Source organism: Shewanella sp. SP1S1-7 (assembly GCF_031932105.1).
Lineage (GTDB): Bacteria > Pseudomonadota > Gammaproteobacteria > Enterobacterales > Shewanellaceae > Shewanella > Shewanella baltica.
Genome location: NZ_JAUOEU010000023.1, coordinates 15,404 through 36,602, shown reverse-complemented (window position 1 = coordinate 36,602; position 21,199 = coordinate 15,404). Strand labels below are relative to the sequence as shown.

16 protein-coding genes and 3 pseudogenes are annotated in these 21,199 nt (G+C 39.7%); 3 read left to right on the top strand and 16 right to left on the bottom strand.

From position 1 onward, the window contains the following. Nucleotides 1-69: 69 nt before the first annotated feature. Complete coding sequence (locus Q4Q49_RS16360) at nt 70-450, bottom strand: helix-turn-helix transcriptional regulator (RefSeq protein ID WP_311991516.1); 381 nt, start codon at nt 448-450, stop codon at nt 70-72. Next, nucleotides 447-1,814, bottom strand: a complete 1,368-nt coding sequence (locus Q4Q49_RS16355) for a HipA domain-containing protein (RefSeq protein ID WP_311991515.1) — start codon at nt 1,812-1,814, stop codon at nt 447-449. Before Q4Q49_RS16355 ends, Q4Q49_RS16360 begins: the two co-directional genes overlap by 4 nt. Nucleotides 1,815-2,229: 415 nt before the next feature. Between Q4Q49_RS16355 and Q4Q49_RS16350 the strand changes: the two are divergent. Next, nucleotides 2,230-2,355: pseudogene (locus Q4Q49_RS16350) on the top strand (IS4 family transposase); the annotation flags it as partial. A 93-nt stretch (nt 2,356-2,448) separates the two neighbouring features. Here the strand turns inward: Q4Q49_RS16350 and Q4Q49_RS16345 are convergent. Continuing rightward, nucleotides 2,449-2,613: pseudogene (locus Q4Q49_RS16345) on the bottom strand (IS4 family transposase); the annotation flags it as partial. A gap of 133 nt (nt 2,614-2,746) precedes the next feature. On the opposite strand from Q4Q49_RS16345, the gene Q4Q49_RS16340 reads away from it, so the two are divergent. Then, entirely contained in the window at nt 2,747-3,745 is a 999-nt protein-coding gene (locus Q4Q49_RS16340; RefSeq protein ID WP_311991514.1) for a hypothetical protein, read from the top strand. A 335-nt stretch (nt 3,746-4,080) separates the two neighbouring features. On the opposite strand, the gene Q4Q49_RS16335 is transcribed toward Q4Q49_RS16340, so the two are convergent. Together Q4Q49_RS16335 and Q4Q49_RS16330 are read right to left on the bottom strand one after the other, a co-directional pair. Continuing rightward, entirely contained in the window at nt 4,081-4,860 is a 780-nt protein-coding gene (locus tag Q4Q49_RS16335; protein ID WP_311991513.1) for a hypothetical protein, read from the bottom strand. Between the two features lie 668 nt (nt 4,861-5,528). Further along, nucleotides 5,529-6,038 (bottom strand): hypothetical protein, encoded by a 510-nt coding sequence (locus Q4Q49_RS16330; protein WP_311991512.1) that lies wholly within the window; start codon nt 6,036-6,038, stop codon nt 5,529-5,531. Between the two features lie 233 nt (nt 6,039-6,271). Here Q4Q49_RS16330 and hepT point away from each other — a divergent pair. Further along, nucleotides 6,272-6,572 (top strand): annotated as a pseudogene (gene hepT, locus Q4Q49_RS16325) (type VII toxin-antitoxin system HepT family RNase toxin); the annotation flags it as partial. Nucleotides 6,573-6,906: 334 nt separating this feature from the next. Here the strand turns inward: hepT and glmM are convergent. The 11 genes from glmM to Q4Q49_RS16270 form a co-directional block, all read right to left on the bottom strand. Further along, nucleotides 6,907-8,259, bottom strand: coding sequence for a phosphoglucosamine mutase (gene glmM / locus Q4Q49_RS16320; protein WP_311999868.1), 1,353 nt, complete (start codon nt 8,257-8,259; stop codon nt 6,907-6,909). A 73-nt stretch (nt 8,260-8,332) separates the two neighbouring features. Beyond that, complete coding sequence (locus Q4Q49_RS16315; protein ID WP_311999867.1) at nt 8,333-10,273, bottom strand: nucleoside-diphosphate sugar epimerase/dehydratase; 1,941 nt, start codon at nt 10,271-10,273, stop codon at nt 8,333-8,335. A 599-nt stretch (nt 10,274-10,872) separates the two neighbouring features. Further along, nucleotides 10,873-11,469: a sugar transferase gene (locus Q4Q49_RS16310; RefSeq protein WP_115334241.1), complete on the bottom strand. Its 597-nt coding sequence runs from the start codon at nt 11,467-11,469 to the stop codon at nt 10,873-10,875. Next, complete coding sequence (locus Q4Q49_RS16305) at nt 11,462-12,625, bottom strand: DegT/DnrJ/EryC1/StrS aminotransferase family protein (RefSeq protein ID WP_115334240.1); 1,164 nt, start codon at nt 12,623-12,625, stop codon at nt 11,462-11,464. Before Q4Q49_RS16305 ends, Q4Q49_RS16310 begins: the two co-directional genes overlap by 8 nt. A gap of 9 nt (nt 12,626-12,634) precedes the next feature. Beyond that, entirely contained in the window at nt 12,635-13,240 is a 606-nt protein-coding gene (locus Q4Q49_RS16300; protein WP_311999866.1) for a GNAT family N-acetyltransferase, read from the bottom strand. Next, nucleotides 13,237-14,466, bottom strand: coding sequence for a glycosyltransferase family 4 protein (locus Q4Q49_RS16295; RefSeq protein WP_311999865.1), 1,230 nt, complete (start codon nt 14,464-14,466; stop codon nt 13,237-13,239). The genes Q4Q49_RS16300 and Q4Q49_RS16295 overlap by 4 nt, the downstream gene beginning before the upstream one ends. After that, nucleotides 14,451-15,581 carry a non-hydrolyzing UDP-N-acetylglucosamine 2-epimerase gene (wecB, locus tag Q4Q49_RS16290; RefSeq protein ID WP_311999864.1) on the bottom strand — a complete coding sequence of 377 codons (1,131 nt, stop codon included), beginning with the start codon at nt 15,579-15,581 and terminating at the stop codon, nt 14,451-14,453. The genes Q4Q49_RS16295 and wecB overlap by 16 nt, the downstream gene beginning before the upstream one ends. Nucleotides 15,582-15,600: 19 nt before the next feature. Next, complete coding sequence (wbjC, locus tag Q4Q49_RS16285) at nt 15,601-16,704, bottom strand: UDP-2-acetamido-2,6-beta-L-arabino-hexul-4-ose reductase (protein WP_311999863.1); 1,104 nt, start codon at nt 16,702-16,704, stop codon at nt 15,601-15,603. Then, complete coding sequence (locus Q4Q49_RS16280; protein ID WP_311999862.1) at nt 16,705-17,766, bottom strand: polysaccharide biosynthesis protein; 1,062 nt, start codon at nt 17,764-17,766, stop codon at nt 16,705-16,707. Further along, nucleotides 17,750-18,913 carry a glycosyltransferase gene (locus Q4Q49_RS16275; protein ID WP_311999861.1) on the bottom strand — a complete coding sequence of 388 codons (1,164 nt, stop codon included), beginning with the start codon at nt 18,911-18,913 and terminating at the stop codon, nt 17,750-17,752. The genes Q4Q49_RS16280 and Q4Q49_RS16275 overlap by 17 nt, the downstream gene beginning before the upstream one ends. 955 nt (nt 18,914-19,868) lie before the next feature. Further along, nucleotides 19,869-21,197, bottom strand: a complete 1,329-nt coding sequence (locus tag Q4Q49_RS16270; protein WP_311999860.1) for a glycosyltransferase — start codon at nt 21,195-21,197, stop codon at nt 19,869-19,871. Between the last annotated feature and the right edge of the window lie 2 nt (nt 21,198-21,199).

Here is a 21,199-nt window from a genome sequence, read left to right as displayed (position 1 = left end):
CACCAAAGTCGCTTAAGACGTTGGCAAATGAACCATAGCGCCACGTAGTGGCGTTCTAAATTTTAGCTTCTAAATCGCCTCTACCGCCATTTTTAGCACGACACTATCCTTTGGCATTAATGCAATACGAAACCCGACTCCGCTAAAAACTCGATTAATCAACTCAACACCGTTTTTACCTTTATCGCTTTCTATATCAGACAAGGCTTTACGGCTAACGCCAACCATTTTGGCATATTGATCCTGGCTCAGTGATAACAACTCAACTCGCAGCCATTTAAGTACTTGACCTTGAGTCTTTTTCCCCGAAAAGAGATCCAATGTAGCGGCTAATAGTAAATCTTCCCTATCTTTAAGGGTCAAAGGCTTTCGATTAACCGAAATTTTTTTTCGACCACCTCTGCCTTTTATTTCAGCCGAATCCGTTGCGACATTAGATGAAACCGTCATAATAGCCCCCACTGCTGCATTCTCGCTTCTAACGTGGCAAAACCAATTCCCGAATGCGCAAGAATCGATTCAGGCACACCCCGCTGACGTAAACGCTGCTCCAAACCAAGCAAACGCACGGCAGTTTCATTCAAAGCGCTCATTAACTCATTAGGCGACAATAAATCGGATAAATGTTCTGCAATTGCAGGAAAGTTATACACGCCACCTAACTCCATCTCCTCGCCCCAGGTAAAGGTCCGAGTGATCATCTCATAATCTGCTTTCATGGGCGCAAAATCATAAATGGGTGCCAGCTGGACGCGGTTTCCATACTTGATGAAAGAGGTATTTCGGCCATGATTATCTGAATTTCCAAAGGCAATATTTAATAAATCTCTTCGCACCCATTCAACCACAAACGCCTCAATGCCACTCTTGCCTTCAAGCTCAGCCCCAACGTCAAGTAACGTCCTGGTATTACCGTAGTTTTCTTTTTTATTAAACGCGGCCAAAAGCCGTCTAATCACATCAGCATGCAGCAAAGGCTTTGCTGTCGGCTCACCTAAAATGGCATAAACCGACTCCATGCCATAACTCACCATTGCTCCCGCCTCAACACCGTAATCAAAGCGTGGCAACCATAAAGAAGGGCCACGCTCAGCTTCAATAAGCTTCATCGACTCAACGGAAATAGTCTCAAAGCCCAATTGTGTAAGCTCATGATAAAAATGATACTCTGCTCGCAAAATATCGCTATCCAGAGTGGTTTTACCCCTTGGAAACTTAACTAAATAAGGCTGATCGAGATTACGTGGATCATCTTGAAAGGTATCAATCCAAACATCTTGATGCGCATTTAATCGCACTAATAACTTAGGTGCAGCCCCGCCTGCACCGGAGGCGCCACCTGCAGCAGCACCGCGAGACTGTGCATACTCAATAAAATCAATCTGCAACTCACTGACATCAGCGATACTAAAGGTAACAGGTAATGATCTTTTAGCCTTTTCAGGCACCGATTCTTTTATACGTAAGTTGCCAATTGGCGCGATAGTTCCATATTTCAACAATTGGAAATCCCGTTCCAAATTAGGCATATCCTGCAATCCAAGCCGCTTAACCCAATAATCCCGGCTGGAGCCTGCCGGCATAATATCTTCTAAAACACGATGCCAGTGAGGGCTTCGCAACGGGATATTATCAACGGGTAACGATACACTCACTGCAGTTTGCGCAAATTGATGGAAGTAAGACGTGACATGTTCGATCTCATAATTTAATACACATGGCCCGCCAGTGCCCTTCTCTGGCGCATAAAACCCCACCATAGCAACATCACGCCATTCTCCGGCAATGTTCATCTGCACCGTTAAAATTTGCATTACCTAACCCCTAAAAGCAGACGACAATTAATGAACGCTATAGCACTCAAAAATAGACAGAATAGCCAATTAATGCAACCTGTAACACTCAATAATTAAGAAACCTCGCAATTAATGACACCTGCAAAACGCAAAAATAGCCACACAATTAAAATAGGAGGAAAAGCAAAGACGCTGTTGACGGTTGACGGTTGACGGTTGACGGAACGCTCCTCGATGCCGCTAGCTGAGGTCTACATTAATCCGATACTCGAGGATGCAGATCAAACCACTGTGGATAAAGGGTCAACTTCCCGCCCCTGCAGCGGCGATCGAAAAGTAACTTAATGATTACCGAACTGGCTCAAGTGAGGTTGACACGTTCCGTTCCCTTCCTGCAAATCAAACCTGTGCACAGTATTACTATGCGCTGTTGTGGCTAGTTGGGTTGCATGCACAGCAACAGGGCTGGGATAGGCATTTTCAGGCCAATACCATTGGGCATCGTACGGTACTCTCAACGATTCGCTTGGGGTTGGAAGTTCTCAGACGGCCGGATTATTAAATCACGGAGAAAGAGTTGTTGGCAGCCTGGGTATTATCAATCACATAACCTATTAAAACAAAGAGTGACAACTATCTTGAAAAACATCGGTTCGGTTCGGGCAGTGGTTGGTAAGTTTCGACCTAACTCAGTCAAGGTCAGCGTCTTGCTTTCAAGACGTGCCTTAGAGGCCAGCATCAAGCTGTTTAATCGTTATAGGTGAAGTTCTGGGCAGAATTGGTGTAAAGAATGTTGTAGGATATTGGCTTCGCGCATCTTGTTGTCCAAGTGTAGTTTTTGGCGAAACCATTTGATCATGCAACAAGATGCGCTTCCACCCTAATTTAATGATTTATTTGTAAATCATCAGGGGATTCCTCAGTACGAAACCAGCATAGGTTGAGATATTTTGAAAAAATCAAAGTTATATTTGTTGGTCATTTTTTTAATACTACCTAATTCTTTTACATTCGCCAAAGTCTATGACTGTGCAACCCCTGCAGTTTCACTCCATGATTCGATTGATCATAATATCCGATTGGTATATCAAGTTGATGATGCTATGTCAGATGAAGAGGCTGAGGCCTATACAACTGACTTTAATGAGTTCAAAAAATTTGATAAAAGAAAAGTCAAAACTGCTTCTTCGCCTTCATACCTAGATGCTGTAGGAAGACTTACTATTAAGACAAAAAAAGGGCATGTATCTCATTGTTCTGCATCCCTGGTATCTGGAACTCCTGGAGCTTCTTCAAATAAACTTGGCTCAGCCGCACACTGTATAAACGAATACGCCAATATTAAGGAAAAAATAGATAAACCAAAGAAAAAAGATATTGCAATTATAACGTGGGCAACAACTGTCAGAGGTCAGACAATAACAAAAAATGTAAAAATTCTAGATTTCGATTTTAAAACAGATCTAATGCTGCTTGAAATTGATTCTATAATTCCTTTTTCAAAAATTAAGCCACTACTTTTAGAAACAGAAATGGAATTTTCTCCAAAGGAATTGATTCTTACACAATATCCAACTCAAATTATCTCTGCTGGCTTTAACGCAGACTCTTATAGAGGTGAAGGTGGAAAAGTTCTTACCTACGATGACTCTATTGATGTCAAAAGAGTAGAAGTGGAAGACTTAACAAGAGGAGACAGTATTGTTCCAAAAACTGTAACTTATAGTGGAGCCAGTGGTGGCGCGCTTATCGCAAAAATGGATTTGACTGAAGAAGATGTTTCTAATCCTTATAATCAAATGTACCTTCTCGGTACACTTTATGGATTTTCAGGTATATATAATAGTTTGAATTATGTAGATAAAGATAACAACAAGGCTTTGGGAACAAATCGTCCAAGCTTTCGTGATTATACCTTATTAATTAGATTATATGAAAAGCATAATTAACTCAAAGCTTGGTACATACATACCTCACCCAGACAATACCGAGGTCAAATATCTGATCGTGTCCGTGTATTGGGATAAGTTAACCAGACGGTCAGTCTGCGATAAGAGCTACGATAACGTCACCCCCATTGAGCAGAAAAAAGTTTCATCTTATGAGCGAGCCAATAAAGAGACAATGTTACAACTATTGATGGCAAGGCAATGAGTTACACTGTGTTTTTAAAACGGCAACAATGGGTGTCAGTGTAGTTTGAAATAGACCTTGACCTCTATTATCAAAATGACATGAACGTGTCATTGTCATCCGCAAATGAGAAAAACCACTCTGAACCCTGTTAGTCGGGCTCTTTCGAGCAAGCCAAGTTTTCATCAAAATTATTTACGACCATATTTGCGTAATACTTCAGTGGCCCTTGTTTTAATTGTGCTGCCCAATGGCAGAATGATGTAGGGTAGTTTTGTTGAATAATATAGGATTCCAACATAGGAACCACGCGATAGCCTAGCTCAGGTTCTGACATATCAGCCATTTCGTCATCTATTGGTTCAGGCATATCCAGTGCCACATAAGGCAATACCTGAAGAGCTAACGCATCACCTTTTTGCAGTTGTTCGGCAATAATATCCAGTGCTGCATGTTCGCGGCTGTCCCGCGCCATAGCATACGCCAGTAGACGGCGATCTTCATCGTGATTAGATACCAATAAAATGCGATCCATATGCGTGGCTAACAGGCGCCAAGCATCACCAATATGGGGGCCACGCGCCGACGCCATCATCCGAGCAGTCAGATAGGGTCGTGTGGCAAATGCGCGGTGTAAAAAACTCATTTCTTGCGGCTGCTCAGGCCGCAGCCACTGGCTCATGTAGTTAAAGTAATCTTTCTGGATTATTCTGTGTGCTTCGAACAACCAAGCTTCATCTTGAGGGCTCAAATAGCTATAAGGTTGAGAGGATTTGTTGTTGTTATTATTATCGCTACAAGGAATCATCTCTTCACTCAGAAGCTCGTGCGGTGGGGTGAGCATCATCACAAGGTTTACATCCGGCCAGCCCGATTCACATGCCAGATTCAGAAACTCGCCTAATGCTTGCCTATCTTGGATTTGGCTCAAATCAAAAAGCGTTGATGTTTTTTGGCTGGGCGTGACATTGCTACAACCTATTAAGGCTAATGTTATTGGCAACAAAACTTTGAAGATACAGCTGCTTATAAAAAAATTTAACTGAAATTTTGGCATGGTTCCCTTTGTACTGAAGTTGTACTGTAGGATTTATCTAGCCCTTTTGCAGGCTAGGTATTTTTGTTCATAGCAACCGAGGTATCTAGTACTTTAACTGGTTAAATTTTCGCCTCTTTTGTTCGCTTTCCATGATACTGTGCATTCCCATGCTTTGTGAGCTTGTACTTGAGGATCAACGTCTAGTTATGAAAAGTCACAAGATTCGAGGGATACTTTATTGTTAATATTACCATTGGCTGTAGCTGCTTCTTTGGCATTTTTGTATGCAGAACCTTTAGTAACGCCTAGCGTAAGGTGTTTGAAGTCAGGTATCAACAAATGATAATGGCTTTTCGTATTAATACATACGTTTAAGGTAGCGATGTCTCATCAACCTAAATGCCTGACACCGCCATGTTTTTATATTGTAAAGTCAATTTCCAACATCAGTAAAAAATTTAAATAGGCGCACTTTAAAACAGGCAATCTGTTAAAAACTGGCCACATTGGCATTTATTCCGGGAAAAGGTCACACGCGGCCATCTTCTTTTTACCTCCCACTAACTGTTATACATGCCGGCATAGATTAGCAAAAAGATTACCGACGATATTAACAATCCAATCGCGAAAGATTTTATCTCAACTTTAAGGCATGGTCGTCCCCAGCGCATAAACCAATGTGGATAGTATTGTTTAAACCAGCGGCGAATGGGCGATGACGCCACCCGCATAACCTGCGGTTGAATTTGGCGATAGGGTTCCACTGTGCGATGAGGCGCTAAGTTTTGATTAAGCACAGCTAGCTCAATCGCACTGCGGCAACTGCCCAAGGTGGCGGTTCCGCCATTGTATTCACCCGGAAACGGCCAATTCTGCCGCACACGATGAAAATAGGCATCCAATTGCGTTAAAAACTCGGCTTGCTCTTCGCAGCTATTTTCGATAACCCATTGCTGTATGGTCGACACGGCAATCAGTGACTCTCGAACGTCATAGCCACTATTTTGCTCAATTTGCTCTTGCCGTTCGAGCGCCGCTAACGCGCGATGTTTCCACGCTGGGTATTGCATTATTGCTCCTTACTCAGGGGCTGCGATATCACTGAAGCATAGCGCAATGACGCAAATTGGGCGGAAATGCATCACAAAAATACAAAAAAACATTTAAACAGCGTTAAATCACCGCTGAACGAAATTGCACGTTCTTAAAAATGTGCTAGGAACCGCCTTTCACAAGAAATCGTTATCCCGATACTCAAAAAAGAACAGTACTTGGTTTAGCGAGAATTGAAGCAAGAAAATTTATCCTCAATTTACAACGCTGCTGCGAAGCCAGTATCGACATAGCAAACCATATTAACCGCCAACAACAACTGGGTATCCCCCAAAGTAGCCGTGATAGCTTTACATTACTTTCACAAAATGAAATTATTAATCAGCAGCTTGCAGACAATTTAAAAAAAGATGGTTAGCCTAAGAAACATCGCAATACATGACTACCAAGAACTCAACCTCGATATCGTTGTGCATGTTGTACAGCATCATCTTGAGGATTTTGAGCAATTTATTGAAGTGATAAAATTTTGTCCAAGAATGCGTTATTGAATCACTCTAGCCTAAAGCCGCTTAAACAAGCCCTGAGGAGCTCATAGGGCTTTTTTTAATTAAATCAAACTATTAACACTGACTAGGCAAGCGTAATCGCGTGTGGAATATCCGTAGGATATGGGTTTCATCTTGTTTCACCCTGCGGTTGTCGCAAAGCGGCGTTCGTAGAAGCTAGAGCGAGTTTGCGAGCGTCCTAGGGCCGAAGGCCTCCTAGCAGCAGCGCTTTTTGCTGCGTCCTAGCAGTTGCGTACGACTGCATGGATGCAGGAGGTAGAATAAAGCAGGAGCAGTTATCGAGCAACGCCCTAGATTCTCGCGCGAAGCGCCCGCTTTATGCCGCTCTTACTGCATCTGCGATAAACTCGGCTTGAGTCTGTGTCATCAGATTATCGGTTGACTCCACCATCACTCGGATTAAGGGCTCTGTTCCGGATTTGCGCAACAACACTCGACCTTGGTTACCTAATACTTCCTCTGCAGTAATCACGGCCTGCTTAACACTCTCTAAAGCCAAAATGCTGTCGGCACTGCCAGAGGTTAAACGCACATTAATAAGTACCTGCGGCAATTTAGTCATCCCCGCTTTAAGTTCGGCTAAACGTTTACCTGACTCTAAAATGGCTTTAAGTACCTGTAAGGATGCAACAATACCATCACCCGTTGAAGCATGCTGCAAACTCAATATATGTCCTGAACCCTCACCGCCCAATTGCCAGCCAGTCGCTTTAAGCTGTTCAACTACGTAGCGGTCGCCTACTTTGGCACGAACAAAAGGAATTTCCATCTGCTTAAGCGCAAGCTCTAAGCCAAGATTTGACATTAAGGTACCAACCACGCCACCTGTCATTTCCCCTTTGCTGTGGGCTGCCTGGGCAAGAATAAATAAAATCTCATCACCATCAACCACATGGCCATTATGATCGACAAACATAACACGGTCAGCATCACCATCGAGCGCAATCCCTAAATCAGCTTCATGCACCATAACCGCAGTTTGCAAACTATCTAAATGTGTCGCGCCGCAGTGATCATTAATATTCACGCCGTTAGGCTTATCATTGATGCTAATCACTTCAGCACCAAGTTCACGGAAAACATTAGGCGCGATATGGTATGCAGCACCATGGGCACTATCGACAACAATCTTCAATCCCGCTAGAGACAAATGATTTGGAAAAGTGCCTTTGCAGAACTCAATATAACGACCAGCAGCATCATCGATACGGCGCACTTTACCCAGCTTTTCCGAGGCAACACACTGCATAGCATTCTGGTTAAGCGCCTTTTCTAACAAGGCTTCGATTTCAAGTTCTTGGGTATCATTTAACTTAGTGCCGGAATTAGAAAAGAACTTAATGCCATTATCATAAAATGGATTGTGCGATGCGCTGATCACTACCCCTGCGTCAGCACGAAATGTAGAGGCTAAATAAGCCACCGCGGGTGTCGGCATAGGGCCAATGAGCGCAACATTCACGCCCGCAGCAGAAAACCCCGCTTCCATAGCCGACTCAAGCATATAACCACTACTACGGGTATCTTTACCAATAAGCACTTCTTTAGTGCCCGTGGACGCAAGCACAGTGCCAGCAGCCCAACCTAACTTCATCGCGAAATCCGGGGTAATAGGGAAAGTACCAACTTTGCCACGCACACCGTCAGTTCCAAAATACTTCCTAGACATACTTCATCCTTAAAAATAGCAATAAACGAAAAAAGCCAAATCAGAACTGATTTGGCTTTTTAAAAAACTTAAACTAAGAAACCAAAGTGACTACTTTAGCTTTAACATCAGTAATTTTTGATGATTTCTTTTGCTGCCACACTAGATCACAAATACCATCTGTTGGTGCAAACCCCGTAGGTGCAGTGAGCAAAATCTCACGAATTGCCTCGTGGTTAAACTCATGACAAGCTTTATCCAAGCGATTAAGAATTTGCTCTAATTGGACCCAAGGCAGGAATATCTCATTAGCAGTCATAATACGCTCATGATCTGTCCCTGTTACATCATCACCAATAAGTAATTCTTCGTAGAGTTTTTCACCAGGGCGCAGACCACTAAACTCGATTGCTATGTCACCATTTGGATGAACTTCATCTTTCACATCAAAACCACTGAGACGAATCATTTTTTCAGCTAAATCGACAATTTTGACAGACTTGCCCATATCCAGCACAAATACATCACCACCTTTACCCATAGCCCCCGCTTGAATAACCAGTTGGGATGCTTCTGGAATAGTCATAAAAAAACGGGTGATGTCTGGGTGAGTAACAGTAACCGGACCGCCATTGGCAATCTGTTTGCGAAATAATGGTACAACAGAGCCAGAAGAACCCAGTACATTACCAAAACGCACCATACAAAAACGCGTTTGGTGTTCTTCTTTGGATAATGCTTGCAAAGCCAGTTCAGCCATACGTTTAGTGGTACCCATCACATTTGTGGGCCGCACGGCTTTATCGGTAGATACCAACACAAAGGTTTCAACTTTTGCGGCAATTGCAGCTCTAGCAGTATACAAGGTTCCAAAAACGTTATTGCGGACACCTTCAACCACATTGTGCTCAACTAAAGGCACATGTTTGTATGCCGCAGCGTGATAAACAGTTTGCACATTAAAGGCTTGCATTACCGCTTGTACACGATTTTCACGCTGTACAGACCCCATAATAGGTAGAATTTCTACATTTAAATTAAGTTCTTGGGCTGTAGCGATAAGTTCTCTTTCAATTGAGTAAAGTGCAAATTCTGATAACTCAAATAGCACTAGCTTTTTAGGTGACTGCTTTAAAATCTGCCGGCATAATTCAGAGCCAATTGACCCCCCTGCTCCAGTCACCATCACCACTTTATTTTTAATATTGGCAGTCAACAGATTTTGCCTCGGAGTTACCGAATCACGCCCCAGCAAATCTTCAATCTCAACTTCTTTTACGTCACTAAATAACTTATCCCCACTAACAAGATCTGCCATAGCGGGTAAGGTCATCACTTTTACCGTAAGTGGTTCAAGCAGATTGATAATCTCTTGTCTACGTGAACGCGAAGCACTAGGCATAGCTAGCAAAACACGTGCAGTGGCTTTTTGCTTAATTAACTTACGTAGTTCCTGCGGTGCATGTACATGCAAGCCTTGTATAGCAGTACCTTGTAAGGTTTCATCATCATCAACAAAGGCAATAGGATGATACTCATGGCTTTGCGCAAGGGCAATTGCCGTTTGGCGGCCGCTAACGCCTGCACCATAAATCACCACGGGCTCACCGCGACGATTCATTCCCGCCCCAACTAAAGACCGCATAAGCGAGCGCGCCCCGCCAACAAACACTAACGCAAAAGCAGCATAAATAAAGGGAACTGTACGAGGTAAATCAACACCGCCATAATAGGCAAGTAAAACAAGAGCTACAGTTGAAATACCAACACCCGCAACAATTGCAGTAAACGCTTGCGAGCCAATATAACGAAGTACAGCGCGATACAACCCTAACCATATAAACGCCGCAATACTCACTGGAATTGTTAAAGCAATAAGCCCCCAGTATTGGATATTGACTAGTACTGCCAAGTGATCAACACGAACCACCAAGGCAAACCAAAAGGCAAACAGCAGAAAAACAGAGTCAATTGCTACACTGACAACACGCTTTTGCGACCGTTTTAACGAAAATAAAAACTGCAAAAATTCCATCTTTTGCTCCAATGACATGTTATTCATAATTTAACCAACTACAATGTCGTTGACTCGACACTACCCGATATATCAGGACCCCATTATAGCACCCAGTATGGATTTAAAATGCAAAACAGCACGTAATCTAGAAGGGATACAACATTTCACGGCATTAACTTTAAAAAAATTCAAACTTAGTGTTAACAAGTGGGATAAAACATAGCTATCTAGAAGCACCGTTGCCCACCGGCAGAGTAAAACACGCGATTAGACCAAGCAAAATCAAACAATCCTGCGATAGCATTAACCTCATGCGCCCAATGCAATTCGATACTGCTGCGAGAACTCTGCAATCTACAAGACTAGTAAGTAGGCTCTTTCATCAACTGAGATCATCTGCGGGGGAAAATGTCTTTGAATACTCATGTTTCACTTGCCTAAATAAAATCCCCCTGAGGCAGTTATCCAAATCAGATAAAGGAGCGAGGAAACGGTAAATATCTAGCGTTAGTTTCAGAATAAAGAGGCCATATAGGCCTACTTTAATCTCCAAAAACATGCAAAATTACTATAACTTCTAGCTTGCATCAACTCAAATTGAGTTTGAGCGCTTGCACTCACTTCCGATGAACAATTTTGAAAATTGTTTTGAAGATAATCTTGATGTCTTTTAATACGCTATTATTTCTCACATAATTAACATAATACTGTTGTTTAATAGGAAGAATTTGTTCAATGTAAGCCTTTCTAGAATCACTATATTTCGCTAAAATTTCATTTTCATCAACCATTTCGATTGAAGCAAGATCTGTAATTCCAGGCCTCACCGATAGAACTTCACGTTTAAGCTCACTTGGGTAACAGTCAATAAACTCTTGTACTTCCGGTCTAGGGCCTACCAAACTCATATTCCCCACAAAGACATCAATAAGTTGTGGCAATTCATCTATTTTAGACTTACGTAAAAATTGACCCGAGCGGGTCACTCTTGGATCGCTACCGACGGTTAATCGCCCGACAGACTCTGAATTTAGCCCCATAGTACGAAACTTATGAATACGGAACGGGACGCCATTTAGGCCAACTCTAACTTGACGAAAAAAAACGGGTCCATTAGAGTCCAGTTTTATCCATACTGCAATAATCAAAAATAACGGGATAAGTACAAATATCCCAAGTGATGCACATACAACGTCAAACAATCTTTTAGCCATTTGAAAGCACCAATTTAACAGCAGAAACAACGCGTACTAGATCGTCATCAGTCATCTTTGTGTACAATGGTAAACTAACCTCAGATTCAAAAATACCTTGTGCTACAGGGAACATTTCAGGAGTTAAGTTATAAGTATCACGCCAATACGGATGTAAATGTAAGGGTATAAAATGTACTGAACAGCCTATTCCATTCTCAGACATTTTTTCAATAAAAAGATCCCGTGAAATATTCGCTTCAGCTTTCAATCTAATGGGATATAAATGCCATGCATGTGAACATCTTTCAGAAGGCAACGCCGGCAATTCAATTGGTAAATCTTTAAGTGCATCATTATAGAAATCAGCCATTTCTTGACGCTTAATTTGAAAAGCTGGCAATTTCTTAAGTTGATGAATGCCAATAGACGCTGCAATATCCGGCATATTATACTTATAACCAGGCGCAACAATTTCGTAAGACCATGCTGGCTTCGTTGAAGTATAGCGATCGAATGCATCACGACTAATACCATGTAATCGCATTATCTTGCATCGCTTAGCAATTGCTGGATCTGCAGTTACAACCATACCACCTTCACCAGTTGTCATGGTTTTATTAGCATAGAAGCTAAAGACTGTAACATCACTGCTTAAGGTGCCTATCAATTTACCGTTATAGAGTGTCGGTAATGCATGAGCAGCATCCTCAATAACCTTAATACCGTATTCTTTCGCGACGGATATAATTGGATCCATATCACAGGCTAAGCCAGCAAAATGCACAGGAATAACAGCTTTTGTGCGTTCAGTGATTGCTTGTTCAAAACTTTTACTTGTCATGTTAAAGGTCGTAGGGTCTACATCAACCATGATAGGTGTCGCCCCTAAATAACGCACAATTTCTGCAGTCGCAGTAAAAGTATAAGTAGGAACAATTACTTCATCACCAGTGCCAACACCGACAGCTTCGAGAGCAAGATGAAGTCCAGATGTAGCAGAGTTTACAGCTATTGATTCAAGCCCTTTTAACCCCAAAAAATCAGTAAACTCTTCTTCGAAACGCTTGGCCTTTGGACCAGTAGTCACCCAACCAGAACGAAGTGAATCAATAACTTCATTAATTTCTTCTTCACCTATTTCAGGCAGCGCAAAGGGTAAAAAATTTCTAGACATTACAGCCTCTTAAATTATTTTCTTAATAAAACGGAGCATAACTCTATTGCCTGACTGGGAGAATTCAGAGTCTTGGATATATTGTAACTTCTTATAAAAATTAACGACTCTCTCATTGCCAAACTTATCAGTTATTAAGTAAACATATTCAAGCTTACTTCTTTGGCTAACTTGGAGTTCGTAATCTTCTAGTAAAACTTTACCTATCGATTTTCCAGTACAACTCGGATCAACAGCAATACTGCTTAACAATGCAGCAGATTCCAGCGACTCGATAGGATCCCCTTTATAAAAAAGCGCATGATAAAGTTTCTTTATAACTACAGCAGGATTGAGCATAAGCCCAGGTATCGCAGCTCTCAAAAAACTGAGCCATTTATCACGCCGAAGCTCAGCAAAAAAAGTTTCTGGAGTTGTAGTACCAGCAGAAAAACCAATAACTTCTCCATCAGCAATTGCAACCCTCAATATCCCATCATTTTTAAATAGAAAACCTTCATATAGCCTTGTTAAAAATCCACGGCCTAGAGTTGTCAAGAAAAAACCTTGGAAGGCATTTATATGAACTTCCACTATTTTTGATATATCTTCTTGCGTTGCATCTCTTATGATCATTTTTTTTCTACAGCCATATTTAACACACTATCGAGCTTCGCGTAATTAATTGACATCGACATATTCTTTAAATAGAAATCACGCGCATTATTCCCCATATCACCCCACTGCTCACGTTTTAATAACAGCTTTTTGATCGCTAATATGATAGAGTTTACATCGCCTGGTTCAGCAGTCACCCCAGCATTTGCAGACTCTAATAATGCGTTAGTTTCACCACCAACTGCCATTAATATAGGTTTTCCCATCGCTAAGGATGATTGAGTTTTAGACGGTATCGTTATTTTGAATAATGGTGCATCACGTAAATGAACTACTAAAACATCTGCTTCTGACAGTACTGCAAAAATCTTGTTAGGAGGTACATAATCTTTAATATCAACATTGGCAATGTTAAGCTCAAGAATATATTTTTGAAGATCATGCTTTTCAACGCCACCACCAATCAAAGTCAACTGAACGTCATCTCGATTAAAAGTAGAAACAGCATCTATCAATGTCTTTAATGACTGAGCGGCTCCCATATTTCCGGCATACAATATATGGGCAGGCTTTGTCGTCAAGTGATTAATTTGGCATTGTTGCACTAATACTTTGTCAATTAACTTCTCTTCAGGGCACCAGTTGTAAACGACAGTCACCTTATCAGGTCTAACGCCCCTATCTATTAAGGCAGCTTTATAACCTTGAGATAAAACAATCACCTGCGATGCACTCCGGTAAATAACATCGCACCACTTACCAATTAATTTTACAATAAAGCTTTTCTTATTCATCCCTGTTGCAATCAATGCATCAGGCCATAAGTCTTGCACATCAGTAATATAAGGTGTCCCACGTATTACCCGCATCGCAATACCAATTAAACCTGTCGTAGACTGTGGGTGATAGGTATAAACTAGATCTGCTTTTTTACCAAGCAAAGCAGCGAATAACGCCATAAAGGTAAAGCTTAAGTAACTTGTCGCTCTGGAAAGTTTTGATTTTGAGTGAGAAATGTGCGACCAAAGACGAGTAATCTTAACGCCACCGGACAGTTCAGTACTTTTAAACCTAACACTATAACCGTCAAATACTCTGCCAGTCGGGTAATTGGGGAAAGTTGTTAATACTTCAACTTCATGCCCCTGATTAACCCAATGTTTCATCAGTTCCAAACCTTTAATTGAGTACTCAGGGTCAAACAACTGGCTGATAAACAGAATCCGCATTAATAAATCTTCCAAACAACACGGTTAATATAATCGGTATAAGAATGAATTATTCGCACAACTTTGTCTGAAACATTTGGCATGCTGTAATCTTGAACTCTTCTTAGCAATCTTTCATCACCACTAGGTTGAAACTCTAAAATATTCAAAGCTTGCATAACACGCTCAACCGCAAGACCGACCATCATAACCGATGCTTCTTCCATACCCTCTGGTCGTTCGTGCGCCTCGCGTAAATTTAACGCAGGGAAATTCATGATTGAAGATTCTTCGTTAATAGTGCCGCTATCAGAAAGCACGGCTTTTGCATTTTTTTGCAGGTGATTGTAATCATGGAAACCAAGTGGTTTCAATAATTGGATGTTTGGGTGAAACTCTAACCCTTGTGCCTCAATTCGATTACGAGTACGTGGGTGAGTTGAGACAATGACAGGCAGATTATAATACTCTGCAACCCTATTTAACGTTTCTGCTAACTTAATTAGTTGTTTAGGAGAATCGACGTTCTCTTCACGATGCGCGCTAACAACAAAGAATTGACCTTTCTGTAAACCTAAACGAGCAAGAACATCAGATCCATCTATTTGAGGCATATAGTGATTTAACACCTCAAACATAGGACTACCAGTTTTAATGACACGATCTGCAGGTAAACCTTCAGCTAACAAATAGTCACGGGCAATAGTGCTGTACGTAAGATTAATATCGGACGTGTGGTCGACAATACGACGATTGGTCTCTTCAGGTACACGTTGGTCAAAGCATCGATTACCTGCTTCCATATGGAAAATCGGCACCTTACGACGTTTTGCAGGAATAGCAGAGAGACAAGAGTTAGTATCACCAAGCACAAGCATCGCTTCTGGTTGCACCTCTTCGAGAACTTGATCAACTTTAATTATCACTTGCCCGATGGTTTCCGCAGCATTCTTACCTGCCGCATTCAAGAAATAATCCGGTTTTCGTACGCCTAAATCGTCAAAAAACACTTGATTGAGCTCAAAATCGTAGTTTTGCCCCGTATGAACCAAAATGTGTTCACAGTGCTCATCCAATTTTGCTAATACACGGGACAAACGGATAATTTCAGGGCGCGTACCAACGACAGACATGACTTTTAATTTTTTCATTTTGCTTTCTCTAGAATAATTATAATGGCTTGGCAAACGTATCGGGAGCCTCACGATCAAAGATCTCATTAGCCCACAGCATTACGATCATTTCTTCATCACCAATATTAGTTATGTCATGTGACCAACCAGGAACCGTTTCTACTATTCGAGGAGAGCGACTCTCAGTTTGCAACTCATAACGCTCACCAGTCGCAATATGTTCAAATTTGAATAGTGCTTTTCCCTTAACTACAAGAAACTTCTCGTTTTTTGTATGATGGTAATGACCGCCACGAGTAATACCTGGGTGAGCAGTAAAGAACGAAAATTGTCCAGCATCTTTAGTTTTTAGCATTTCACTAAAAACACCACGTTCATCACCATAGCTAGGAATGGCATAACTAAATTGTGCTGGTGACATATAGCTAAGGTAAGTGGAATAAAGTGCTCTACACAAACCAGAACCCACATCTTCAGTTATCAAACTATCACGACTATCTTTAAACGCACCTAATAGATCGGCAACCTCACCCACTGTGGTTAGATACTCTGGCAATACACGCTTAAAACCGCTACCTGAGGAACCGTCGAGAAGCGAAATTAAACTATGACAAACATCGTCAATGTAAACCAAAGTTACTGGAGCCGAGGGATCATTAATACTGATATCTAAATCATTAAGCGTGTTGTAACAAAAAGTGGCCACGAAAGAATTGTAGTTTGGACGACACCATTTACCAAAAACATTCGGAAATCGGTAAATATAATAAGAGGCGTCTGTATTTATACCATATTGTTCAACTGCTTGCTCTGCTAAACGCTTACTTTGCCCATAAGCGTTATCACGTTCGGCTTGCGTAGAAGAGCTAATAACCAAGGGCACTGGTTTATCAAACTGTTTCAGTTGCTCAGTAATAAAGCATGTTAAGTCTGCATTCCCTTGTTGAAACTCTGTTTCATCTTTTGGGCGATTGATACCAGCTAAATGATAAACAAAGTCAGCTTCGCTGAGATATTCAGCAAACTCTTCTCGAGATGTTTCACGATCGACTTCCACAATGTCTTGATGGCCATGCTCACGCAGCATGACACAGAGGTTTTTACCAATAAAACCTTTAGCACCAGTGACAACAATTTTCATTTACACGCCCTCGGGAACTACTAGGCTGCCGGCCTCAATATCTGCGATGAAATCCAGCTTATGAAGCAGCTTGACCATGCCATCCACATCTAAACGCTCAGTATTGTGTGAATTGTAATCTTCAATAACAGACAAATCTTTTTCGCCTTCCTCATTGTACTTAGAGTAATTGAGGTCGCGATTGTCAGACGGAATTCGGTAATAACCGCCTTGGTCTTCAGCGACAAACATTTCTTCACGGCTACATAAAGCTTCATAGAGCTTCTCACCATGACGTGTACCAATGATATTAACTTGGTGATTAGGTTTATCAGTGATTTTTAGCAATGCTTTTACAAGAACATCAATGGTAGCAGCGGGGGCTTTTTGCACAAAAATATCACCATTCGAACCATGTTCGAAGGCATGTAAAACGAGATCAACGGCATCATTCAACGTCATCATAAAGCGAGTCATATTAGGATCCGTGACTGTGATAGCTTGATCATTAATGATTTGACGTAAGAACAACGGAATAACAGAACCACGTGATGCCATGACGTTACCGTAACGCGTTGCACTGATCACTGTTTTTGCAGGATCAACGTTACGCGATTTAGCCACTATCACCTTTTCCATCATAGCCTTAGAAATACCCATGGCATTAATTGGATAAACCGCTTTATCGGTACTTAAACACACAATCCGTTTTACTTCATTCTGAATCGCCGCTTCAAGTACATTTTCAGTGCCCAATACGTTGGTCTTCACAGCTTCCATAGGGTGAAACTCGCAAGATGGCACTTGTTTCAAGGCTGCTGCATGATAAACAAAATCTACTCCCCGTGTAGCAGATAAGATAGAATTATAGTCTCTAACATCGCCGATATAAAACTTAAGCTTTGGTGAGTTATACTTTTTTCGCATATCGTCTTGTTTTTTCTCATCACGAGAAAAAATTCGAACTTCTTTGATGTCCGTTTCTAAAAAACGATCAAGTACTGCGTTGCCAAATGAGCCAGTACCACCTGTAATTAGTAAAGTTTTATTATAAAAAATAGCAAATTCACTTTGAATACTCATTAAATACACCATCAACTTTTTCAATAAATTTAAAATGCGTATTTACACATTTTTTAGCTCGTGAAGATAGAACCCCACGTTCAGTCTTCTCCATACCATCAATTAATCCAACAATTATTTTGTTAATATCTGTAGTTTTATCATCTAATTCTACAACATGACCAAGATCGTTATCTCGAACAAGGTCGGTCCAAGGTGTCTTATCACTAATTAATACAGGAACACCCAAGAACAAACTTTCGGCAATTACATGAGAAAAATTTTCAGACAAGCTCAACAAAACAAGAAAGTGGCCTGATGATATTTTTTCAGGAATATATTTATATTCAATTGGCCCTAAGAAATTAACTGTAACATTATCTGGTGAAGACTTTACCAAGTCTAAACACTCATGATAATAGTTTTCATCCTCAACTTCGCCGTATATATCAAGAGTAACATCATGAGTCTTAATAGACTTAAACAACTCAATCATAAAATGTATATTCTTAATCTTTGAAACCCTCCCAACAAAGACGAATTTAATTAAACTACCACTTTTAAATAAGTTTAAACCTACTTTAATAGGGCTATGAGAAAAATTAGGCAAATCAGGAACTATTTGGTATTTAAACTTAGCATTAGAAAGAGCCATCTTAAGTTCAGACACCTCTTTTTCATCTGTAAACACAATCTGTATCTTATCCAAAACACCAGTAATGGATAAAAACTGTAAATAAGCTTTTTTCAAAAAAGATTTATTTTTAATCGCACCCTCACCTAGCTCGCCACGAGGGAACAAGTAAATATCAACTTGTTTTTTTAATAAGATCAATGAAAAGAATAGTGGAATTAAACTGAATTTAAGATTGAAAATTCCATTTAATAAAAGGCACTCTTTACTAGCCCTCACTTTATTAGCATCTAGAATTGAAAATAAAGCTCTTAAAATACAAGAGTAACTATTAACATATTCTACGGAACAATTTTTAATAAACTGTCGCTCTTTATCGCTTTCACTATAAGGGGTATCATCTCCTAAATCTCTATCAGAAGTAACAACTTTTATGTCATGCTTATTATGTAAATGATTGACCAAGTTTACAACAGAGCGCAAAACGCCTCCTGCTTTGTAACCTGGTAAAAAATGAGGAGTAAATATGATCATAATCTTTAAAAGGAATAACCGTACAAATAAGCTCTAGAGAAGAAGTCATACGTTTTATATAAGAAATAGAATGAAACAATATAAAACATATAATCACCATTTCGATGACAGTAAAGTGTAATGTAAAAATACTGAATAACAGCGAACATTACGATTCTGTCACCACCAAGGAATAAGGACAAGAATAAAAGCGGAAGAAATGAAAGCACCACATACGTAATATCAAATTTCTTATAGGAAGAAACCAATGATATTATCATAAATATCAATACTTTTACCCCCCCATCCAAACCGCTTTCTTTAGTCGCATATGCCTGAATTTTGGTTATAAGCTGATCTCTCATTAGAAATAACAACCCAAGAAAAATCAACACAACAAAAATAAATCTAACAAATGACTTAAATGACCGGAAAGAAAGCACATTTATTATATCATTACGATACTTAATTAAATAAAACTGATATAAAAGCAAAAAACCTTGTATATGAGAAGCAACAGTAAGACCTGATTTTAAAAAAACAAACCTTTTATTAAAAACCATTAGAAGGATAAATATTAAAAATGCAAACTTCAATCTTTCGGCTGGGAAATAAAGAACCCAAAGGTAATAATTTGAAAGTAGGATAACTGTAGAAAAAAAACCTACCCGCAACCTATTAAGGAGTAAACTACATAAAAAGTATGCAAGAAAAGCATTGCATATCGAAAACAATATAACCTTATCTATTATCGAAGAAAAAACATAAACAAACAAGAAATATATAGGTTCCTTAGAGCCCAAATTAATATTATAGAATACATATGCTTGGAGTAGATCACTTGGTATTTCATTATAAAATTTATTGTATACATATAGGTCTTGACCTACATATATATTATAAAAATGGAGTGAAAATATCAGAATAAAAAAAGCATATAATAACGAGGCAATTTTTGAAAACAATGAACGCGACGTCAAGATAACACCTTATCATTTAAAAACTCAAGTTCGAAATTTGACCTTTTCTCCCACGTAGGGAAATGCTCAATATAACTCTCATAGTAATTCAGTAAAGTTGTGTACTGCGGGTAGTTCATCTTAGATATTTCATTAACAAAAGCTTCCAAAATTTCTTCATTAGTACTATTTGGCAAGAATATACAACCACTCTCACCTGGACCAATAACAGATACGAGATCAGGTTGTTCAATGGTAATTACAGGTGTAGATAAGTACAGCGATTCAAAAACAGGGTTACTAACATTTGTATATTTATTGAGTGACAATAAAAAGTCAGATTTTAGAATGTAGTCAACTACGTCTTCTGTAGGAGCTCCATGAATAAACTGAACACTATCCTCAATACCGAGCTTTTTTATCAATGAATGATAATATTGATACTCACTTTCACTACCAACTCCAATTAACGTTAGACTTATATCTCTAGAGTCAACTTCTTTCATCTTAGCGACGCAATCTAATACCAGATCTATCCTCTTCCAACTAGTTAACCTACTGACTACGACAAAGTTAATACGATCTTTTAGATTCTCTGATTTTCTCTTCTCTATTACTTCACTTGTTACTTTAGGAAATGTAAATCTCGGCTCTATACCATTATTTATAAAGAGTATCTTATCAGAGATATAACCATAGTATTGAAGCACCTTATCACCGAGCGTGCCATCATTAGTCATGATGGCTCCATCAAATACATTGCCTTTCTTTAATTCTAAAATATCAATTGCAAATGTTTTTTTGACAGCTTCATCTTCAAGCTTATCTAGACTAGCACCTAGGGCTGTACCTTGTAACTTGATGAAAACTTTAGCACCAAATACTTTTTTTAATAAGAAAGAAGCCCTAACTGCATTAATCTCATAGCAGCACACAATATCTGGTTTGTTTTTTAAATAATAAAAGAATGAATAGACAAGAATCAAACAAGAACGAAAATAAAATGAAATGTAACTTGATTTAGTTGAAGGTAAATTTATAATTCCATCAACTTTAGGCGTTGGGTTACTATTAACTTCAGAGGTGCTATTTTTTCGGTTATTCCTTAGAAAACCGATGATTTTTTTACCAAGGTCAATAACTTTAGGATTAATGACTGAAACAATCTTTAAGTTAGGGATAAATTCATTAGCCCTTTCCTTTGAGATATAAACATCACTATTCATTGTAGCTGCAGTGATTAAAGTAACATCGTATTCTTTATTGTATCCCTTTACACTATTTAGAAATGACTGATTTCCTTTCTTGTTAAAGAATAAACCAGATAAAATTAACATTTTACGCATAA